Origin of the sequence: Paenibacillus oralis, from assembly GCF_003863965.1 — a bacterium.
GTDB classification, from domain to species: Bacteria; Bacillota; Bacilli; order Paenibacillales; family Paenibacillaceae; genus Fontibacillus; species Fontibacillus oralis.
Genome location: NZ_RRCN01000001.1, coordinates 3303074 through 3322372 on the forward strand (window position 1 = coordinate 3303074; position 19299 = coordinate 3322372).

Below are 19299 nucleotides of genomic sequence, written 5' to 3' on the forward strand. Positions count from 1 at the left end.
TAACCGGGTTCCATCCCTTTTTTACATCATAAATGGTTTAGGAAAAAATACGGTCGATGCTGGCGATTTCCTCGGGTGTTAACGTCACGTCCAGCGTTTTCAAATTGCGAATGACCTGATCCGGTTTCTTGGCCCCGGGGATCAAAGCGTCGATCGTATCCCGCGTTAAGTACCAGGCCAGCACGACATGGGCCACCTCGGCGTTTTTGGCCTCGGCGATCCGGCGGACTTGCTCTACTTTATCCAGCGTGCGGGCATAAGCTTCGCCTTGGAACCTCGGGTGATTGGCCCGGTAATCGGCGAACTTGGTATCCTTGTCGTATTTCCCGCCGAGCAAGCCGGCCGCCAGCGGAAAATACGGGACAAAGGAGATGCCCTGCTCCCGGCAGTACGGCAGCACTTCCTTCTCCAGGTCGCGCTTAATCAAATTATATTCCGATTGCAGCACGTCGATGTATCCGTCCTTATTGCCTTCCCTGAGCTGCTCTATCGAGAAATTCGATACGCCGATCGCCCGGATTTTACCTTCATCCTTCAGCTTTTTCAGCACCCCGACCGCTTCGTCTTTGGGAGTCGCTTCATCGGGGAAGTGGATGTAGTACAGGTCGATATAGTCCGTCTGCAGCCGCTTCAAGCTGTTTTCGACCTCCTGACGCAAGAAGGCCGGTGAATTGTCGAACACGATTTTGCCGCCCGTCATCCGGTGCGCGCCTTTGGTGGCGATGACGGCGCGGTCGCGGGCGCCGAGCTCTTTGACGACTTCGCCGATCAGGATCTCCGACCGCTCCGGTCCGTAGAAGTATGCCGTATCCAGGAAATTGATGCCCTGCTCCAGGGCGGTACGCACAACCTGCTTCCCAACTTCCTCGTCCAGATTCGGATAAATGTTGTGCCCGCCAACCGCGTTGGTCCCAAGCCCAATCGGATTCACGGATAAATCAGTTTTGCCTAACTTGACGTGTGCTGCCATTCGCTGTTTCCTCCTTTTTCCACTTATATGGGATTATTATACCGCAATCCGGTGGGCATTTCTCCTGATCTCCGTGGCCATTGCTGCTAGCTGCGTTTTTAAGTGATTGTCCCGCTAAGTATGTATTCGTATAATGGTAACATGTATTCTGAAAAAAAGGGCCCACGGGCTCGCTGATAACTGGAGGATAACCGCCATGCCGTTGGAAATAGAACGTAAATTTCTGCTCCCAGAGTATCCGGAAGAGCTGATTCGGAAGGGCGAGCTGATCATTCGTTCGGAGCAGGAGATCGATCAGACGTATTTGGCTTTGCATGAGGATCAGGAGCTGCGGGTGCGGAAGATCCGCGATGTGGCCTCCGGCAACGTTACGTTTACGCATACGTTTAAAAAAGGATTCGGTTTGTCCCGGGAGGAAGTGGAGGTTTCCATTTCGGAGGGGCTTTACGGGCAAATCACCGAAGTCCACCGGGCGGTTCCGCTGACGAAACGGCGGGTGACCGCCGAGTGGAACGGGATCGTCGTGGAAATCGACCGCTACGATCAAATCGACTTGATGGTGCTGGAGGTGGAGTTCGCCGCGGAAGGCGAGGCGCGGGAGTTCCAGCCGCCGCAGTGGTTTGGTCCGGACATCAGCACCGACAAGCGTTACAGCAACAAAAAGGTGTGGCGCGATCTGCAGCAAAGCCGGCGGGCTCAATGAGCCGAAAAAAGGGAGACCTGCCGTCAGGTCTCTAAAATCAGGGAGCTAAGGGACACCAGAGCCGTTATTTTCGAAAAAACGGGAGTTTGCAAAATGTAACGGACACAGAAGACGTTATTTACCTCAAATCGTCCTGGATGAACGGGTTTGGAGCGAAATAGGGACGTTGGTGTCCGTTAGGCTGGGAAATACCCGGGAAATAAGCGGATAAGGTCGTTGGTGTCCCTTAGAGTAACGTCCAGAGTAGAAGTCAGAGCCATTTAAGGACGCCGTCAGGCGTTTTTCTTAAATTGCCTCTATTTTCGGTGCTGCTCTGATGGCTGGCGAAACCTCATGCTGAGTCATATTCTATCGGCAGCCTTCAATTTCTATGGCATCATAGGCCGCGCCATCCGGCTCAATCCAGTTCAATCCAGCGCCAAGTTGCCGCCCTCCCGAAGCAAAAAACGATAGTTCGTGCCCATGAATTCAAGCACTTTGTCGAAGATGATCCGGTGCCCGTCCTGGTTGGGGTGAATGCCGTCGGAACAAAGGAACCTCGTAAAATCGGGATGCTCCAAAAACGCTCCCCGGACATCGATATACTTCGTTTTGGTCAGTTCCGATACCTTCAGGATGGTCGAATTGTATCTTTCCTGCCACCAGTAAATTTTCGTGACGCTTCCGAGCCATTTCATGATGTTTTGTTCCGCTTCCGGATCGTTTCTGCTGACCCATTTGAAATACTTGTCAGCATTAAGCGGGGGCAGGCTCATCAGGATCGGGGTAATTTGCTGGCTTCTTACGAATTGGATCGCTTCTGTCAGCATTTTCTCAAACATCGAAAAGTCGGTTTTCGGGCTGTGCTCTGCGTCGGGCTGTTCAGCAATCTCGTTCCAGTTGAAGTCACAGTCGTTGCCGCCGTATTCGATCAGGACAAAATTCGGCCGATCCTTCAAGACGTCCTTTTTCAGGTTGGTTAACCCCTTGACCAGCGTGTTGCCGAACCTGGCCGTGTTATGGATCGCTCCCTTCAATTTTTTCTGCAGGAGAGATACATAATTGTCCTCCAAAACGACGTATTTATTTTTCGTTTCATCATAAATGACGCCTTTGGATATGGAATCGCCGCTCACCATGTACTTGAATTCGTTGTTGAAAATTCCGCTGCTGTCCTCGCTCACAAATTTCACCTCTTTCCAGCCTCGAAACCTTGGGAAGGTCGCTTGGTCCGTAGTGTTGTGCGTCGGATAGACGCTCGTTACTTCTATTTTAGATTAGTTTTCTTACGGCGCGCAAGTAACCTTCGATGCGCGAACCCTTTGTAAACGCTTAATGTTGCGATTTTTACGCCCGAAAGTGGACAAGAGGTGACAGGGAGTGAGAGAATACGGTTAATACCATTCATTCAAAAAAGGGGATGACACAACGTTGATACGATTCGGCACCATAGGCACGAACTGGATCACGGAGCGCTTTATCCAGGCGGCTTTGGAAACGGAGCAGTTTGTTTTGACGGCCGTTTACTCCCGCACGGAGGAGAAAGGCAAGGAGTTTGCCGCCAAATTCGGCGATCCCGAGGTGTTTACCGATGTCAAGGCGCTGGCTGAAAACGCTGACGTAGACGCCGTTTACATCGCCAGTCCGAATTCTTTGCATGCCGAGCAGGCAATTTTGATGATGGATCACGGAAAACATGTGCTGTGCGAAAAGCCGATGGCTTCCAACGCGGCCGAAGTCCGGCGGATGATCGAGGCCGCGCGCCGCAACGGCGTCTTGCTTATGGAGGCGCTGAAGTCGACGCTTATGCCGAACTTCCGGGCGGTTCAGGACAATTTGTACAAAATCGGCCAGGTGCGGAGATATTTTTCCAGCTACTGTCAGTATTCATCACGGTATGACGCCTTTAAGGAAGGAAAAGTGCTGAATGCCTTTAATCCCGCTTTTTCCAACGGCGCGTTAATGGACCTTGGCATCTACTGCATTTACCCGATGGTAACGCTGTTCGGCAAGCCGGAATCCGTCCAGGCGTCCGCGGTGATGCTGCCGTCCGGGGTGGACGGCGAAGGCAGCCTCATTGCGCGGTACCCGGATATGGACGGCGTCATCATGTACTCCAAAATCACGGAATCCTATGTGCCGACGGAGATCCAGGGGGAAAACGGGACGATGGTGATCGACAAGATCAACCAGCCTTACGATGTAAAAATAATGTACCGCGACGGGACGACCGAAGAACTGACGCGTTCCCAACCTCAGGAATCGATGTATTACGAGGCGCTGGAGTTCATTGAACTGCTCCAAAGCGGCCGGCGGGAAAGCGAAATCAACACGCCCGCCCGCTCCCTGGCCGTCGCCGAGCTGATGGAGGGAGCAAGACGCCAGTTTGGCCTGCGGTACGCGGCCGATCAAGATTAGCCGGCCAACCTGAGATCTGTGGCTGCTTTGGTAGGCCCGGGCATACGCCTGGGCCTTTTTGGCGCTCGCTGAAGACTAAATAAAAAGTGTGGTGTGTGGTAAGCGGCAAGTTTGGCGGGTGGTTAGTCAATAAGTCGGGTGGATGGGCAAGTTACAAGCTAATATTAGTTTGGTGGCAGGTTTGGGTGGTCCGATGGATGGTTCTATTGGAAATATCCAATGGAATTGGAAATTGAGTGGCAAATACAGTGGTTAGATTGGACATTTTCCAATAGATTAGATTCAGTGGGACGCAAAACGGGGATTTGAGAGAAATCTATTGGAATTTTTCCAATTGGAGCTCAAAATTCTGGCTGGTTCCTGTCAATCTGTTGGATTTTTTCCAATAAGAGGTGGAGGAATGCACTTATTGAAGCAAGCAGTAGCAGGTGGCGGTGTTCATTATTGAATTGCAACCGCTTTCATCAATAAGTTAGGATAGGCGTGAGGTGAACGCAGATGATCAAGGACAAAACATGGTTGGCCGGTATTACCGTGTGCATTGTCATTTTGGTTTATTTGTTTATCGGCTTTGCCCGCTATTCCGGGAAAATCGGCAGCATCGTCCAGGAGCTGCGGGGGCATCCCGGGAGCGGCGAGCACCGTTATCATATCGTGCTGATCGAGCAGGAACGGTATCACCCCTACTGGGAGATGGTCGAAAAAGGCGCAGCCCAGGCGGCGGAAAAATACGGCATCGACATCGAATTTACCGGCCCGGTGCGCAACAACATGGAGGAGCAGCTGAACCTGCTGGAAAAAGCGATCGCCGCCCGCGTCGACGCGATTATCGTGCAGGGGCTGAACGAGGAGAAATTCACGCCGGTCATCGACAAGGCGGTGAAGCGCGGCATCCCGGTCGTGACGATCGACACCGACGCGCCGGACAGCCAGCGGCTAGCCTATGTCGGGACCGACAACCTCGCCGCGGGGGAGCGGCTGGGCCGCCTGGTCGTGCAAACGGCCGGCGGTTCGGGCAAGCTCGGCGTGATCATCGGCAGCGATCAGGCCGCCAGCCAGCTGCAGCGGCTGGACGGGCTGAAGCGGGTGGTGGCCGAGCATCCCGGGCTCGAAATCGTCGACGTGCGCAGCTCCAACATCTCGCACATGGAGGCGATTCAGCAAGCCGCCGAGATGCTGCGGCAGCATCCCGAGATCGAGGTCATGGTCGGCACCAGCGCGACCGATGCCCTCGGCGTGCTGCAGGCGGCAAAAAGCCTGAAGCGCGAGAATTTAACGATTATCGGTTTCGATAATCAGAAGGAAACGCTGGAGGCGATCCGCAAGGGCGAGATCGCGGCCACGGTCGCGCAGCAGCCTTACCTGATGGGGGACACGGCGGTCCGGCTGCTGTACGAGCATTTTCAGGGCAAACCGCTTCAGCCGGCATATTACACGGAGGTCAAAATGCTGGACGAGCGCAACGTGCAGGAGGGGGAAAGCTTATGAGTATCCGCCGCAAGCTGTTTTTGTTCATTCCGCTGCTGGTGCTGCTGATGAGCTCGGTGTCTTTTTTACTGTTTGAAAGCGGCAAAAACGTGCAGGAAAGCTACCACCTGATGATGAAGCGGATTTTGCTGTACAAGGAGGTCTCTTACGAGGTCGGCGAGATCATGCGGGCGATGAACCGGTTTATCATGCAGGTGGATACGGAAAGCCTGCCTGAGGTCGAGCGCCACCTGAACGCGGTCAGAACCTTACGGGCCGACCTGGATGGGCTGGAGACGATTGGCGGGAGCGCTCTGCCGCTCGTTAATTACCGCAACATCGTCAATACGTTCCTGGAGCAGGCCGAGGACATGATCGATCAGATCGGAGGCGAAGATTCGGGTACGATGGCGGGAAAATATATCGAAGCGGAGCAAACGCAGCGCTTCATTCGCGAGGAAGCCCAGGAACTGGTCGATCTTGAACTGGAGCAGTACAAGCCGATTTACGAAGACATGATGTACGCAACGGACAAGCTGAACAGGCTCGGCATCATGCTTGTGGTTACGGCCGCGGTGTTCAGCATTTTGCTGGCGATTTGGCTGTCGAGCAGCATCACCGGGCCGATCCGCCGGCTCGTCGCCACGGCCAAGCAGATTTCCAAAGGACGGATGGATACGAAAGCTCCGGAGAGCGACCGTTACGACGAGATCAGCATTTTGTGCCGGGCGTTTAACGGGATGATCGACAACATCCAGCAACTGATGGCCGAAAACATCAACAATCTGGAAAAGGACCGGCTGGTCAAGGAACTGGAGCTGAAGACGCTGCAGAGCCAAATCAATCCGCATTTTTTGTTCAATACGCTGAATTCCATCTCCAAGCTGGCCTACATCGAAGGGGCGCCGAAAACGAGCGACCTGGCCGTCTCCGTTTCGCGGCTGCTTAGATACAATTTGCAAAAGCTGGACCAGGCGGTCCCGCTGCGCGAAGAGGTGGAACATGTCGGCGAGTATATGAACATTCAAAAAGCACGGTTCCGCGACCGCATCAAATTCGAGCTGGACGTGGACGAACGGGTGCTGGACGGCATGGTTCCCTGCCTCACCCTGCAGCCGATTCTGGAGAACGCCTTCGTGCACGGCATCGAGCAGATGGAGGAGGGAGCGGTCCTGCAACTGGCGATCCGCCTCAGCGAGCAAGGCGACGTGGAGATCGAAATCCGCGACAACGGCGCTGGCATGAGCCGCGAAACGGTGGAGCGGCTGTTGCGGTCGGTGCGCGAGGAAGCGCCGCGTTTTGGCGGGAAAGGGCATTCGACCGGGCTGGGCACGCATAACGTGTTCAAAAGGCTGCATCTGTTTTTTGACGGCCGGCAGCGGATCGACATCGACAGCACAGAAGGGGCCGGCACAACCGTTAAATTCACGCTGCCCTACCGTACGCCGGCCATGGCGCCGTAGGCGGGAAGCTGCGGATTTATAAAAGAATGGAGGATTTCCGATCATGTATACCTTGCTGATTGCGGATGACGAAGCGCTGGAACGGGAAGGCCTGGAGCTGATGATCGGCCATATGCTGCCGGAGACGTTCCGCTTCCTTCACGCGGAGAACGGGCGGCGGGCCATTCAGCTGGCGGAGGAGGAGCGGCCGGATTTTATTTTTATGGATATCAAAATGCCGGGGATTCCGGGGCTGGAGGCCATGCGCGAAATTTTGGCGCGGCAGCCGGGAACGCCGGTCGTCATCATCACAGCCCATGATTATTTCGCCTACGCCAAGGAGGGAGTGGCGCTCGGGGTGCGCGAATATTTGCTCAAGCCGGCCCGGCGGGAGGAAGTGCTGGACGTGCTGAAGAACCTGATCGCCGAGGCGGAGGAAGCCAGACGTGCCCGCGATGAGCGGCTGGCGATGCAGGAGAAGCTCTCGCAGCTATTGCCGCTTGCCGAAAACGAGCTGTCGCTGATGTTGATGCTGGAATGCGTGCAGGAGGTGGAGCTGTCGCAACTGGCGGGGCTGCTCAATCTGGACTGGCATAAGGGGTATGCGATGGTGTTGTCTTTTTCGCGGTACTCTTCGAAGGAATGGGCAAATTTCCAACTGGTCAAAAAAGAGCTCCACGAGGCCGTCAAGCAGTGGGCGAAGTCCGGCTTGTCCTGTCTTGTCAGTCCGGTGGTCGGCCATCAGCTGGCGTTGTTCATCCCGTATCCGCCGAGGCGGCCGGGATATTCGCAGCGGGTGGCCGCGCTGGAATGGGGCGAGCGGCTGCGCAGCCGGATCGAGGAGCGGTTCGGGCTGCCGCTGTCGGTCGGAATCGGCTCGGTCCGCGAGGGCTGGGACGGGCTCGGCCGCTCCTACCGGGAGGCGGTCTGCGTCTGCGCGGACGATCAGGAGCAGGACGTCGCCAGCGTCCGCCATTACGACGACATCGCCGAAAGCTCGGGCCGGCCCACGCTCCCGCCGGACGAGGAAAAGCGGCTGCTCGACGCGCTGCTGAGGCACGACAAGCAGGAGACGGCGCAGCGGTTCGACCGGCTGTTCGAGCGGCTTGCGAAAGACGAGCCCCGGCATTTCCCGCGCCTGCGCGGGGACGTGATCGGCCTGCTGCTGTCTCTGGGCCGGAGCGCGCAGGCGGGGGACGGCGGCGAATTGCTCTCTTTTTTGAGCGGATTCGACGAACCGGATTCGTTGCGTGAAGCGGCCCAGCGGCGGCTTGCCGCCTGGATCGACGGGCTCAGGGAGGCGAAGGAGCACGGCCGCTCCCATGTGCTGCAGCGTGCGCTTTTGTACATCGGCCAAAGGTACAAGGAGGACATCTCCATGGAGCAGACGGCGGAACACGTTAATCTTAGCCCGTATTATTTCAGCAAATTGTTTAAGCTGCAGACAGGTGAAAACTTCAGCGACTACGTTACCCGGCTGCGCATCGAGGAAGCCAAGCGGCTGATTGCGGAGGGGCGACTGAGCCTCAAGGAAATCTGTTATGAGGCAGGCTACAAGGACCCGAATTACTTCAGCCGGGTGTTCAAAAAGGTAGCCGGAATGACGCCGACGGATTACCGCCAGCAAAGGGAATAAACGGGAGGACGGGGGATGTCGCCGTGGCGGACCGCTGTGGCGCACTGCAGTGGCCACCGCTGTGGCACACCGCTGTGGGTGGCACACCGCCGTAGCCACCACTGTGCGGGGCATCCCGAAATGAAAAGTGGCATCCTGCAATGGCCCAGGGTCCCCATCAGTTTGAGAAGATAATTGTAAAAAGTACACTTAAATAGGTGGAATATGAGCTGCTTACCAGAAATAGTTGCAAAAGCTGCCGTTATTGAGGCGAAAATCAGAGGGCGGTACGAGCAGCATCTGCTTTAGTTGTAACTTTTGCAATTAAAATGAAATCGGCGACCATTACCCATCGGTTAAGTGTATAAAATGCAACTATTTCCGAAACAGAAAAGGCTATCCTCAAGTCCTTGTCTTCCGACCAGGACTTTTTTGCTGTCCGGCGGACAAAAATGTGCTGTGAAAGCGCGGGCGATGAAATTCATTTCATCCGGCAGCAACGAAATGCTGCTCGCGGGCAAACCAGTGCTGGCATTAGCCGCCCCGCCGCGGAAGACCCGGTGCTAAGATTATTTTGTAAGCGCAATCATTCGAATGAGAAGGGGCGAAGTAAATATGAAAAAATTCAGTCAACGTTTCCGGTTTGGCTTGGCGGCCGTGTTGCTGGCATCTTCCCTGGCGGGCTGCGGCATTGTTTCGGACGGCGGCGGAGGCGCAGGCAGCGGTTCCGGCAAGGCGCCGAATAACTCGGGCGGAGCGGCGAATGGAGGGGCCGGAGACGACGGGAAAATCGTGATCGGCATGTCGATGGACACGCTGAAAGAAGAGCGCTGGCAAAAGGACCGGGATATTTTTACGGAGAAGGTTCAGGAGCTTGGGGGCGAGGTGAAGGTGCTGGCCGCCAACGGAGATGACGCCACGCAGCTTAGCCAGGCGGAGCAGCTGATCTCCCAAGGGGTAGACGTGCTCGTCGTGATCGCCCACAACGCGGAAGCGACCGCGCCGATCGTGGAAAAGGCCCATAAGGAAGGCATCAAGGTGATCGCTTACGACCGGATGATCAACAATGCCGAAGTCGACTACTACATCTCTTTCGACAACGTCCGTGTCGGCGAGCTGCAAGCCCAGGCCGTAACCGCCGCGGCGCAAAAAGGGAACATCGTGTATATCGGCGGGGCGGACACCGACAACAATGCGCACATGTTTAAGGAAGGCGCGATGAACGTACTTAAGCCGCTGGAGGAAAAGGGCGCCATCAAGATCGTCTACGACCAGTTCTCCAAGGACTGGAAGCCGGAGGAAGCGCTGAAAAACATGGAGAACGCGCTGACCGCAAACAAAAACGACGTTCAGGGCGTAGTCGCCGCCAACGACGCCACCGCCGGCGGGGCGATCCAGGCTTTAACCGCGCAGGGCATGGCCGGCAAAATTCCGGTTTCCGGACAGGACGCCGACTTGGCCGCCGTGCAGCGGATCGCCGAAGGCACGCAGCTGATGACGGTCTACAAACCGATCAAATCGATTGCCACCAAAGCTGCGGAAATGGCCGTATCGGCCGCCAAAGGCGAAACGATCAGTGCGGACAAAACGGTGAACAACGGCAAAATCGACGTTCCGTCGGTGCTGCTGGACCCGATCCCGGTTGACAAGAGCAGCCTGAACACGGTCATCGAGGACGGTTTCCACAAGCTGGAGGACGTGTACAAAAACGTGCCGAAGGATCAATGGCCGCAGCAGTAAACAAAGCGTTCGAAAGGGCTAGAAAAGGAGTGCAAACGCCTATGCACGTGTTGGAAATGGTGAATATCAGCAAAGAGTTTCCGGGCGTCAAAGCCCTCGACCGCGTCAATTTGCAGGTGCGGAAGGGCGAAATCCACGCCCTGTGCGGTGAGAACGGGGCCGGCAAATCGACGCTGATGAAGGTGCTTAGCGGACTGTACCCCGCGGGAACCTACAGCGGCGACATCATTATCGATGGCGAGAAAAAACAGTTCCATACCATCACGGACGCGGAAAAAGCCGGCATCGCCATCATTCACCAGGAGCTGGCGCTCGTGAAGGAAATGACGGTTGGCGAGAACATTTTTTTAGGGGCGGAACCGACAAAACGCGGTGTCATTCAGTGGGATGAGCTGTATCATAACGCGTCCATCTGGCTGGACCGGGTCGGGCTGCGCATTTCCCCGGAAACGAAAATCGCCAGCCTCGGCATCGGCCAGCAGCAGTTGGTGGAGATCGCCAAAGCCCTGTCCAAGCATACGCGGATTTTGATTTTGGATGAGCCGACGGCGGCTTTGACCGAAAGCGAAGTGGCGATTTTGATGGGGATTTTGAATCAGCTGCGCCGGGAAGGCGTATCCTGCGTGTACATTTCGCACAAGATGCCGGAAGTGTTCGCGTTGGCCGACTGGATAACGGTGCTGCGCGACGGGCGTACGGTAGCGACGCTGGACCGCAAGGAGACGAACGACGACCAGGTCGTGTCGCTTATGGTGGGCCGGGAGCTGACCGAGCGGTATCCCCGGGTGGAGCATACCCCGCAGGAGACCGTGCTGGAGGTGCGGGACTACAACGTCTGGCATCCGGAAAAACGCAATCAAAGAGTCATCAAGGATGTTTCTTTTACGCTGCGAAAAGGTGAAATTCTCGGCATCGCCGGGCTGATGGGCGCCGGGCGCACCGAGCTTGTCAGCAGCTTGTTTGGCGCGTACGGGGGCCGCTCGTCCGGCGAGGTGCGGATCGAAGGGAAGCCGGTGCGAATCCGCTCGGTCGCGGATGCGATCAAAGCGGGCATCGGCCTGGTCAGCGAGGACCGCAAGCGGCAGGGCCTGGTGCTGGGGATGGATGTGAAAACGAACACGACGATGGCGACAATGCGCAAAGTGTCCAGGTTCGGCGTCATTAACGACAACGAGGAAATGAAATGGGGACAAAGGTACGTGCAGGATCTGAAGACCAAAACGGCTTCGCTGGAAACGCCCGTCGGCACGTTGTCCGGCGGCAACCAGCAGAAGGTCGTCATCGGCAAATGGCTGATGTCCGATCCGAAAATCCTCATCATGGACGAACCGACCCGGGGGATTGACGTCGGGGCCAAATACGAGATTTACCATTTGATGAATCGGCTGGTCAGCCAGGGCGTGGCGATCATTATGATTTCCTCGGAGCTGCCGGAGGTGCTTGGGATGAGCGACCGGATTCTGGTCATGAGCGAAGGCCGGTTCGTCCGGGAAATTCATTGGCGCGAAGCGACCCAGGAAAATATCATGCAAGCCGCAACGGGAGGAAAATAACATGGAGCTGCAAAAAAATGTTCAGCCGCAAACGGAAAGCCCTGACGCCAAATCGGCGTTATGGAGCGGCCTGTTCGGAAAAATGGACGTGCGGGCCTATACGATGGTCGGCGCCCTAATCCTCATCTGGGTGCTGTTTGGCATACTGGACCCGACGTTTTTGACGGCGCGGAACTTGTCCAACCTGTTTACGCAAATGTCCGTCACGTCCATTCTCGCGATCGGCATGGTGCTCGTCATCGTGGCCGGACATATCGACCTTTCCGTCGGATCGATCGTCGGCCTGACCGGCGGGATCGCGGCGATTTTCAGCAATTGGCTGGGCCTGCCGGCGATCGTCGTTATCCTTGCCACGCTGGCGGCCGGGGCCGTGCTCGGACTAGTGCAGGGCTGGCTGGTCGCCTACAAGATGGTCCCCGCTTTTATCGTTACGCTGGGCGGCATGATGGTGTTCCGCGGCGCGCTGATGGGCATCACCGGCTCGATGACGATCCCGGTATCGGACCCGGTGCTGGCGCTGCTCGGCAACGCCTATTTCGCCCCGGGCTTCGGCATCGTACTTGGCGTGCTGGCGGTCGGCCTGCTCGTCTGGAGCATGTTCAATAAACGCCGCTCTCGGCAAAAATACGGCTTTGAAGTCGCATCGCTCGCCGCCGACATCATCAAGGTGGCCGCGCTTTCGCTGCTGGTGGTGCTGTTCGTGCTGGTCATGAACGCTTATAAGGGCATCCCGTTCCCGATCATTTTCGTGATCGTGCTGGCCGCCGTTTTTTATTTCCTCTCGAAAAAAACGACCTTCGGCCGCCACATCTACGCCATCGGCGGCAACCTGGAGGCAGCCCGCCTCTCCGGGATCAACATCCGCCGCAAAACGATGCTGATCTTCCTGCTCAGCGGCCTGCTGTCGTCGATCGCCGCGATCGTGCTGACGTCCCGGCTGGCCTCGGCCACGATTACCGCCGGGAACATGGCGGAAATGGACGCGATCGCCGCCTGCGTTATCGGCGGCACCTCGCTTATGGGCGGCGCGGGCACGGTGCTTGGCGCGCTGATCGGCGCGCTCGTCATGACCTCGCTCGACAACGGCATGTCGCTGATGGGGCTGGAGTCGTTTTGGCAATACGTCGTCAAAGGCTCGATCCTCGTCTTCGCCGTCTGGCTGGATATCTCAAACCGGCGCAAAGGCGCAAACTGAGCCTAAATTAAACCGTTGTATCAACTTATAGCACCAAATTAATGCATCGCACCGAACCGCTGCACCGCTCAGCACCATATGAAAAATGGCACTTTCGGCCGCCGGGATTTCCCATGTGCGCGAAAGTGCCATATTTATTAGAGGTAGATTTGCATGAAATGCAAAAGTACATTTGATTTAGCGGAATTTTCGCTTCCCGAGGCCAATCGCCTGCAAAAGTGCAGTTGCCGCGGGATCATTAGGACGGATTTTGATTTTACGGCGGAAATGAACTGCACTTTTGCATTTGAACCGCCCGTTTCGGGACATTTCGACGAAATTCACATGCACTTTTGCATTTGCCCACCGGAAAGGGTAGCATTTGCCGCACTCTACTTCCGTATTAGCGTTCGCTACTGATACGTCACAATCAGCGCGTTGCTGATTTTGCGGCCCGGCGTCGTCAAATACTTGCCGTTGTAGTACAGCCCGCTGGAAGCGCCGCCGTCGAGGTTCATCGCCTGGTAGGCGCCGGCCTGCTTCATAATTTCCGCGAGCTGCGGGATCGTTGCGCCGCCGGTCGTCAGCAGGATCAGCTTGTGGTCGCGGGTCAGGCCAAGGGCGCTGCGGGCGCCGCCGCCGGTAAGGATTTTCGGGTCCTTGAAGCCCTCCGCTTTGACGTCGAGCGCCACTTTACCGTCTACGACCAGGCGCGGTCCGGCCTGCAAGGCGCCATCCATCCGGCCTTCGTCATACCGCTCGCTGAACTCCTTGCCTGGAATAAGCTGCGCCAGCAGGTTTTGGTCATAGGTGAAAATCGTCCGCTTGTCGCCGGAGGCTGTCTTTTTTATCTCGCCGCCGTTGACGATATAGCCGTACGGCGCTTTATAGGCGCCTGACGTGTAGGCATCGAAAAAAGTGCCGTTCACGGCGACGACGGCCTTATGGCGTTTGGCGATGCTGCTTAAGTCCTCGACTTTACCGACTTTATCGCCCGCCAGCACGACGTCCAGCCGGACCCTCGGGTCCATCAGCGAAATCGTGACCATCTGCACGGTAAACGTTTTGCCGCCGACTTTAATCGATTTGCGTTCGCTGACGACCGGCTTGCCGCCGCTTTCCGTCGCCCCCCGGCTTGCCAGCGGCAGGATCAGCCGTTCCTCGCCTTGCCCCAGGCTGATCGATGACAAGCTTTTGTCCCACTCCATCGGCAAGTTCAGCGCCTCGCTTACGGGTTGCAGCGGGACATAGGTGACTCCGGCTTCGGTAAAGGGCGCGTCGGTTAACGAACGGGACTGTTCATTGACCGAGGCGTTCTTTTTCCCGACAAACATTGTAAGTTGTACATCGCCTTTGGCGATATCGATTTTTTGCTCGGCGGCGTTCCACTGGACGTTTGTCCCTTCAAACCCGCTTAAAATGCGGACCGGTACAAAAGCGCGGCCGGATTTGGCGTCGATCAGGACGACGTTTTTGGGAGGGGGCGCGGATGAGGCCGAAATCGAGGCGGGCACGAGGCAGATCATAGCGAGTAACAACAACAGCAGTTTCTTTTTCATAAAATATGTACTCCTTCTTCCTTATGTCTGATGATGTCTCATTAAGTAATATCGGCCGGAAGTCCCAAGAAAAAAAGACCGTCCGCTCCAAAAAGAAGCGCGGTCCGTTCCATAGTGGCTGCCCATACGAGCGCCCAGTTCCGCCAAAAGCCGCCCAAAGTGCGTACCCGGTTCCGCCAAGCTGCCAGTTTGCCCGTTCGGTCGTCTTATTTTTGCGGCGGCAATTACGGCGGCTTTTAATTATGAAGGTACATCTTGCGATAATACTCCTCCAGCATCCGGCCGGTTGCAAAGGACTGCTGGATCGTTTCGATGCTGCGCCGCATCATCCGTACCCATTGGCTCCGGTCGCCATAATACGCCGGCAGCACGCGGTTCAGCAGCGTATCGTACAGCGCTTCGCCGTCATGGCGGTCCGCTTCCGCGGCATCGTCCGCCTCGTAGCCGTCCCCGAACTGCCAGCCGTTTTCGCCGTCCGCGCAAGCTTCCGGCCACCACCCATCGAGGATCGAGCAGTTCAGCACGCCGTTGGCCGCGGCCTTCATCCCCGATGTACCGCTCGCCTCCAGCGGCCGGCGCGGATTGTTGAGCCAGACGTCACAGCCGCGGGTAAGCATGGCGCCGATCTTCATATCGTAATTTTCCAGGAAAACGACGCTGCCCGGGGATTTCTGCGCCATGGCGGCGAGACCCGCGACGATTTGCTTGCCGGCCTCGTCGTTCGGATGGGCTTTGCCGGAGAAGGCGATTTGGATCTGGCCGGATTCGAGGTAAGGGGCGATCACTTCCGGTTTGGAGAAAATCAGCTCGCTGCGTTTGTAAAGAGCGGCCCGGCGGGAAAAGCCGATCAGCAGCCGGTCAGGGTCCAAAGCGGCCCCGCTTCGCTCCCGGATGAATTCGATCAATTCCCGCTTCAACTCCATATGAACCGCCCATAAATCGCCGTCTTCCTCATAGGCGCGGGCGATGCGCGGGTCGGCCCAGGTCGGAAGGTGAACCGCGTTGGTGATGCCGATGATCTCGGAGCGCCCGGCGACGCCTTGCCACATGCGGTTCGCCGTTTCTGCGTGCAGCGCGGCCACGCCGTTGGAAACGCGGGACAGGCGCAATCCGGCGACGGTCATGTTAAACGGATTACCGCCGATGCGCTCCATCTGCTCGCGGTTTAATCCGTTATAGGCGGACATCGCCTCAAGCAGGTCCAGCGGATGGGCTTCATTGCCTTCCTTGACCGGCGTGTGGGTGGTGAACACCACTTCCTCGCGGGCCTGCCGCCAGGCGGCTTCAAAGGTGAGTCCGGCATGCATTTTTTCGCGGATCAATTCGGTGGCCGCCAGCACGGCGTGACCTTCGTTGAAATGATAGACGTCCACCGGGATCTGCAGCGCCCGCAGCGCTTTGACGCCGCCGATGCCCAGCACGATTTCCTGGGCGATCCGCTCCTCGCCGAAGCCGCCCCCATATAGCCGCTCCGTAATCCACGCATTGCCGCTCTCCGGCAGGTCCGTGTCCAGCAAATAAAGCGGCGCGTTGCCGAACTTTTCCGTTTTCCATACCTTACACCTGACATCCGCCGAGCGGACTTGGACGGTGACCGTTACGCCGGTATCTTCAAGAAAATCATAATCCCGGTTTTCAAACGTATCGTAAGGCTTGCCGTCAGAGCCGATCCGCTGATCGGTGTATCCCTGTTTCCACTTGATGCCGACCGCGACGATCGGCGCGCCGTAATCTTTGGCGCCTTTGATATAGTCACCGGCCAAAATGCCCAGGCCGCCGGCGTACATTTTAAAATCGGAATGAAGCCCGTACTCCATGCAAAAATAAGCAATGGCGGGCAGTTTCTGTTCGTTCATGAGAATACCTCCTTTGATGGGAAACCGACTCCGGAGATGACAAGATATCGTATGCAAAATGTGGCTAAAAATTGAGGGAATTGGATTTTCAGTCATTTTGGCCTTGACGCCGGTTTTGAAAGCGGTTATATTGGTTTTGTGAACAATACGTTATATAACGTTATATAAAAAGGAGAGAACAATATGAACGTATCGAAAGTGATCAGCACGATTAGCGAAAAGACGGAAACCGGCATTACGGAGGTCTACCTCGTCGCTTGCGGCGGTTCCCTCGTCGACATGTATCCGGCGAAATATTTTTTGGAAAGCGAGGCCCAAAAAATCGTAACCGGCCTGTATACGGCCAACGAATTCGTTCACGCCCTGCCGAAGCGGCTGAACAAAGACTCCGTCGTCATCGTCTGCTCGCACGGGGGCAACACGCCGGAATCGGTGGCGGCGGCCAAGCTTGCCAAGGAACAGGGGGCTCATACGATCGGCCTGACGCACAACAAGGAAGCCGCGCTGCTGAAGCATTCCGACCATGCTTTCCTGTATGAATGGGGAGAGGACAGCGATGTCAAAAACAACCCGATGGCGATTATCCTCGAACTCGTGGTGGAGATTCTGAACACAGTTGAAGGATACGTCCACTACAATGCTTTTCAAAGCGGCATGCAGAAGATCAACGGCATCATCGTCGCCGGGAAAAAGCTGGTGGCTCCCCGGGCCAAAGTGTTTGCGGACAAGTACCGCGCGGAGGATCTGTTCTATATTTTGTCCAGCGGCGCTTCCTACGGCCATGCTTACGGTTTCGCCATCTGTTCCCTGATGGAAATGCAGTGGTTGAACGCCGCGCCGATCCATTCGGGCGAATATTTCCACGGTCCGTTTGAAGTGACGGATAAAGAAACGCCGTTTATCCTGATGATGAACGAAGGACGTACCCGCGCCCTGGACGAACGCGCCTTGACTTTCCTTAAGCAGTACGCGGAAAAAGTGGAGGTCGTGGATGCCAAGGAACTCGGGATCGGCACGATCGCCGATGAAGTGGTGGAGTTTTTTAACCCGATTCTGTTCTACAGCATCCTCTGCGTATACCGTGAAGCGTTGGCGGACGTACGTAACCATCCGTTGGAAACCCGCCGTTACATGGGAAAAGTAGCGTATTAACAGCTTACCGGAAAGCAGGTGACAACATGAAAGTTTTAGGAATAGGCGATAATGTGGTGGACAAATACGTTCATTTAAAAACGATGTATCCGGGCGGCAATGCGCTGAACTTTAGCGTATTCGCCAAGAAACTCGGCGTGGAAGCCGCTTTTGTGGGCGTGTTCGGAGACGACCGCGAGGCGCGGCATGTCGAGAACACGGTGCACGAGCTTGGCATCGATATTTCGCGGTGCCGCCACTGCAGCGGAGAGAACGGCTGCGCCCGGGTGACGCTGGAAAATGGCGACAGGGTGTTCCTGGGAAGCAACGAAGGCGGCGTCACGCGGCTGAATCCCCTTCAGCTCGATGAAGAGGACAAGGCCTACATCCGCTCCTTCGCGGTGATGCACACCGGACTGTACAGTCATACGGGGCATTTGCTTGCCGAGCTTAAGGAGCTTGGCGTCCCGATCTCATTCGACTTCTCCGACGATTTCGAGGACGAGCAGGTGGAGCGGTATATCCCGTACGCGGATTTTGCTTTCTTTTCCTGCAGCCATATGCCGGAGGAAAGGGCGATGGAATATATCCGCTCCAAATGGAAAGCCGGAAACCGGCTGATCGCCGCCACCCGCGGCAGCGACAGATCGATGGTCTACGACGGAGACAAGTTCCATTTCCATACGCCGGACATCGTCGAGGCGGTGGATACGATGGGAGCGGGGGATTCCTATATTGCGGCGTTTTTGCTAAGTTATCTTCAGGACCGCGATATCCCGAAAGCCATGGAGGAAGGCTCGCGTTTTGCGGCGGCCAGCTGCCTGGTGGAAGGATCGTTTGGCTTCGGCGTTCCGTACGAATAAATTTAGCGTAGAAAGTGTACGGTGCTCGCTTGTGCAAATTGAAAACGTTTGATACGCTTGGAGAGAGAATATAACGTTATATAACAAGCGAGGTAACCATGTTAAACGCAGATCATCCTGAACCGTTATATATACAATTGAAAAAAGCGATCCAATCGAATATTTTCAACGGCATGTTTCAGCAGGGGGAGAAAATCCCGACGGAGACGGAGCTCAGCGAGCGCTATAACGTCAGCCGCATCACCGTCCGCAAAGCGGTCGAGGAGCTGGTCCAGGAGGGTTATCTGACCAAACGGCAGGGCAAAGGAACTTTTGTCAGCCACGCCAAAATCGGCCGGAAGATCGAGCATTTGATCGGCTTCACGGCAGCCTGCGAAGCGAACGGATATACTTCCCGCAGCGAGGTGACCCAAAGGGAAATCGTGGCTCCCGATGCCGAGCTCCAGCACGAACTTAAACTGGCGAAAGGGGAGCAGGCGATCTATATTCAGCGGAAAAGATACGCCGGAGACAGCCCATTGATGCTGGAGAACAATTATTACCCGGAGCGCCGGTATTCCTTTTTGCTGGACGAACCGCTGGAAGGCTCGCTGTATGACCTGCTGCGTGACAAATACGGAATCGATCCGAACCAGCCGGGGGAGACGACGCTGGAAATCGTGCTGGCGGACGAGGAACAAGCCCGGCTGCTCGAAACCGAGATCGGCAAACCCCTGTTTTACATGAAAACGGTGATTGGCGATGATCAGGGTTTGCCCGTTCATGTCGGCAAGCAATATATCATCGGAGACCGCTATCGGTTTACGCTTTGACCGCTTCCGTCCTTTTG

Annotated in this window: 15 protein-coding genes; 11 read left to right on the forward strand and 4 right to left on the reverse strand. The window is 56.2% G+C overall.

Features of this window, described 5'->3' with window-relative positions; genetic code table 11:
• Window positions 1-37: 37 nt before the first annotated feature.
• Window positions 38-970, reverse strand: coding sequence for an aldo/keto reductase (locus tag EHV15_RS14855; protein ID WP_128631889.1), 933 nt, complete (start codon window positions 968-970; stop codon window positions 38-40).
• Between the two features lie 196 nt (window positions 971-1166).
• Here EHV15_RS14855 and EHV15_RS14860 point away from each other — a divergent pair, with 196 nt between their 5' ends.
• The gene (locus tag EHV15_RS14860; protein ID WP_128631890.1) at window positions 1167-1673 is read left to right on the forward strand and encodes a CYTH domain-containing protein; all 507 of its coding nucleotides are present in this window, start codon (window positions 1167-1169) and stop codon (window positions 1671-1673) included.
• A 407-nt stretch (window positions 1674-2080) separates the two neighbouring features.
• Here the strand turns inward: EHV15_RS14860 and EHV15_RS14865 are convergent, their stop codons facing one another.
• The gene (locus EHV15_RS14865; RefSeq protein ID WP_246061580.1) at window positions 2081-2836 is read right to left on the reverse strand and encodes an SGNH/GDSL hydrolase family protein; all 756 of its coding nucleotides are present in this window, start codon (window positions 2834-2836) and stop codon (window positions 2081-2083) included.
• Window positions 2837-3086: 250 nt separating this feature from the next.
• On the opposite strand from EHV15_RS14865, the gene EHV15_RS14870 reads away from it, so the two are divergent.
• The 7 genes from EHV15_RS14870 (at window position 3087) to EHV15_RS14900 (ending at window position 13082) form a co-directional block, all read left to right on the forward strand.
• Window positions 3087-4070 (forward strand): Gfo/Idh/MocA family protein, encoded by a 984-nt coding sequence (locus EHV15_RS14870; protein ID WP_128635348.1) that lies wholly within the window; start codon window positions 3087-3089, stop codon window positions 4068-4070.
• Window positions 4071-4568: 498 nt separating this feature from the next.
• Window positions 4569-5558: a sugar-binding protein gene (locus EHV15_RS14875; RefSeq protein WP_128631891.1), complete on the forward strand. Its 990-nt coding sequence runs from the start codon at window positions 4569-4571 to the stop codon at window positions 5556-5558.
• Window positions 5555-7000: a sensor histidine kinase gene (locus tag EHV15_RS14880; protein ID WP_128631892.1), complete on the forward strand. Its 1446-nt coding sequence runs from the start codon at window positions 5555-5557 to the stop codon at window positions 6998-7000. Before EHV15_RS14875 ends, EHV15_RS14880 begins: the two co-directional genes overlap by 4 nt.
• Window positions 7001-7043: 43 nt before the next feature.
• Window positions 7044-8615, forward strand: coding sequence for a helix-turn-helix domain-containing protein (locus EHV15_RS14885; protein WP_128631893.1), 1572 nt, complete (start codon window positions 7044-7046; stop codon window positions 8613-8615).
• A gap of 594 nt (window positions 8616-9209) precedes the next feature.
• Window positions 9210-10334, forward strand: coding sequence for a D-xylose ABC transporter substrate-binding protein (gene xylF, locus EHV15_RS14890; RefSeq protein WP_128631894.1), 1125 nt, complete (start codon window positions 9210-9212; stop codon window positions 10332-10334).
• Window positions 10335-10375: 41 nt separating this feature from the next.
• Window positions 10376-11887 (forward strand): xylose ABC transporter ATP-binding protein, encoded by a 1512-nt coding sequence (locus EHV15_RS14895; RefSeq protein ID WP_128631895.1) that lies wholly within the window; start codon window positions 10376-10378, stop codon window positions 11885-11887.
• Window position 11888: 1 nt separating this feature from the next.
• Window positions 11889-13082: a sugar ABC transporter permease gene (locus EHV15_RS14900; RefSeq protein WP_128631896.1), complete on the forward strand. Its 1194-nt coding sequence runs from the start codon at window positions 11889-11891 to the stop codon at window positions 13080-13082.
• 392 nt (window positions 13083-13474) lie between these two features.
• Here EHV15_RS14900 and EHV15_RS14905 read toward each other — a convergent pair whose 3' ends face one another.
• Complete coding sequence (locus EHV15_RS14905; RefSeq protein WP_128631897.1) at window positions 13475-14620, reverse strand: phosphodiester glycosidase family protein; 1146 nt, start codon at window positions 14618-14620, stop codon at window positions 13475-13477.
• Window positions 14621-14856: 236 nt separating this feature from the next.
• A complete protein-coding gene (gene glgP, locus EHV15_RS14910; RefSeq protein ID WP_128631898.1) occupies window positions 14857-16476 on the reverse strand; it encodes an alpha-glucan family phosphorylase in 1620 nt (539 codons plus the stop codon).
• A 183-nt stretch (window positions 16477-16659) separates the two neighbouring features.
• Between glgP and EHV15_RS14915 the strand changes: the two genes are divergently transcribed.
• The 3 genes from EHV15_RS14915 to EHV15_RS14925 all read left to right on the forward strand — a co-directional run bounded on the left by EHV15_RS14915 (window position 16660) and on the right by EHV15_RS14925 (window position 19282).
• Window positions 16660-17628 (forward strand): SIS domain-containing protein, encoded by a 969-nt coding sequence (locus EHV15_RS14915; RefSeq protein ID WP_128631899.1) that lies wholly within the window; start codon window positions 16660-16662, stop codon window positions 17626-17628.
• 26 nt (window positions 17629-17654) lie between these two features.
• Window positions 17655-18470, forward strand: a complete 816-nt coding sequence (locus EHV15_RS14920; protein WP_128631900.1) for a fructoselysine 6-kinase — start codon at window positions 17655-17657, stop codon at window positions 18468-18470.
• Window positions 18471-18568: 98 nt separating this feature from the next.
• Complete coding sequence (locus EHV15_RS14925) at window positions 18569-19282, forward strand: GntR family transcriptional regulator (protein ID WP_128631901.1); 714 nt, start codon at window positions 18569-18571, stop codon at window positions 19280-19282.
• Window positions 19283-19299 lie beyond the last annotated feature (17 nt).

Excerpts from the sequence above, each read along its gene's own strand:
- EHV15_RS14855 (WP_128631889.1), bottom strand. The coding sequence starts at position 970 with ATGGCAGCACACGTCAAGTTAGGCAAAACTGATTTATCCGTGAATCCG.
- EHV15_RS14860 (WP_128631890.1), top strand. The coding sequence starts at position 1,167 with ATGCCGTTGGAAATAGAACGTAAATTTCTGCTCCCAGAGTATCCGGAA.
- EHV15_RS14875 (WP_128631891.1), top strand. The coding sequence starts at position 4,569 with ATGATCAAGGACAAAACATGGTTGGCCGGTATTACCGTGTGCATTGTC.
- EHV15_RS14880 (WP_128631892.1), top strand. The coding sequence starts at position 5,555 with ATGAGTATCCGCCGCAAGCTGTTTTTGTTCATTCCGCTGCTGGTGCTG.
- EHV15_RS14885 (WP_128631893.1), top strand. The coding sequence starts at position 7,044 with ATGTATACCTTGCTGATTGCGGATGACGAAGCGCTGGAACGGGAAGGC.
- xylF (WP_128631894.1), top strand. The coding sequence starts at position 9,210 with ATGAAAAAATTCAGTCAACGTTTCCGGTTTGGCTTGGCGGCCGTGTTG.
- EHV15_RS14895 (WP_128631895.1), top strand. The coding sequence starts at position 10,376 with ATGCACGTGTTGGAAATGGTGAATATCAGCAAAGAGTTTCCGGGCGTC.
- EHV15_RS14900 (WP_128631896.1), top strand. The coding sequence starts at position 11,889 with ATGGAGCTGCAAAAAAATGTTCAGCCGCAAACGGAAAGCCCTGACGCC.
- EHV15_RS14905 (WP_128631897.1), bottom strand. The coding sequence starts at position 14,620 with ATGAAAAAGAAACTGCTGTTGTTGTTACTCGCTATGATCTGCCTCGTG.
- glgP (WP_128631898.1), bottom strand. The coding sequence starts at position 16,476 with ATGAACGAACAGAAACTGCCCGCCATTGCTTATTTTTGCATGGAGTAC.
- EHV15_RS14915 (WP_128631899.1), top strand. The coding sequence starts at position 16,660 with ATGAACGTATCGAAAGTGATCAGCACGATTAGCGAAAAGACGGAAACC.
- EHV15_RS14920 (WP_128631900.1), top strand. The coding sequence starts at position 17,655 with ATGAAAGTTTTAGGAATAGGCGATAATGTGGTGGACAAATACGTTCAT.
- EHV15_RS14925 (WP_128631901.1), top strand. The coding sequence starts at position 18,569 with ATGTTAAACGCAGATCATCCTGAACCGTTATATATACAATTGAAAAAA.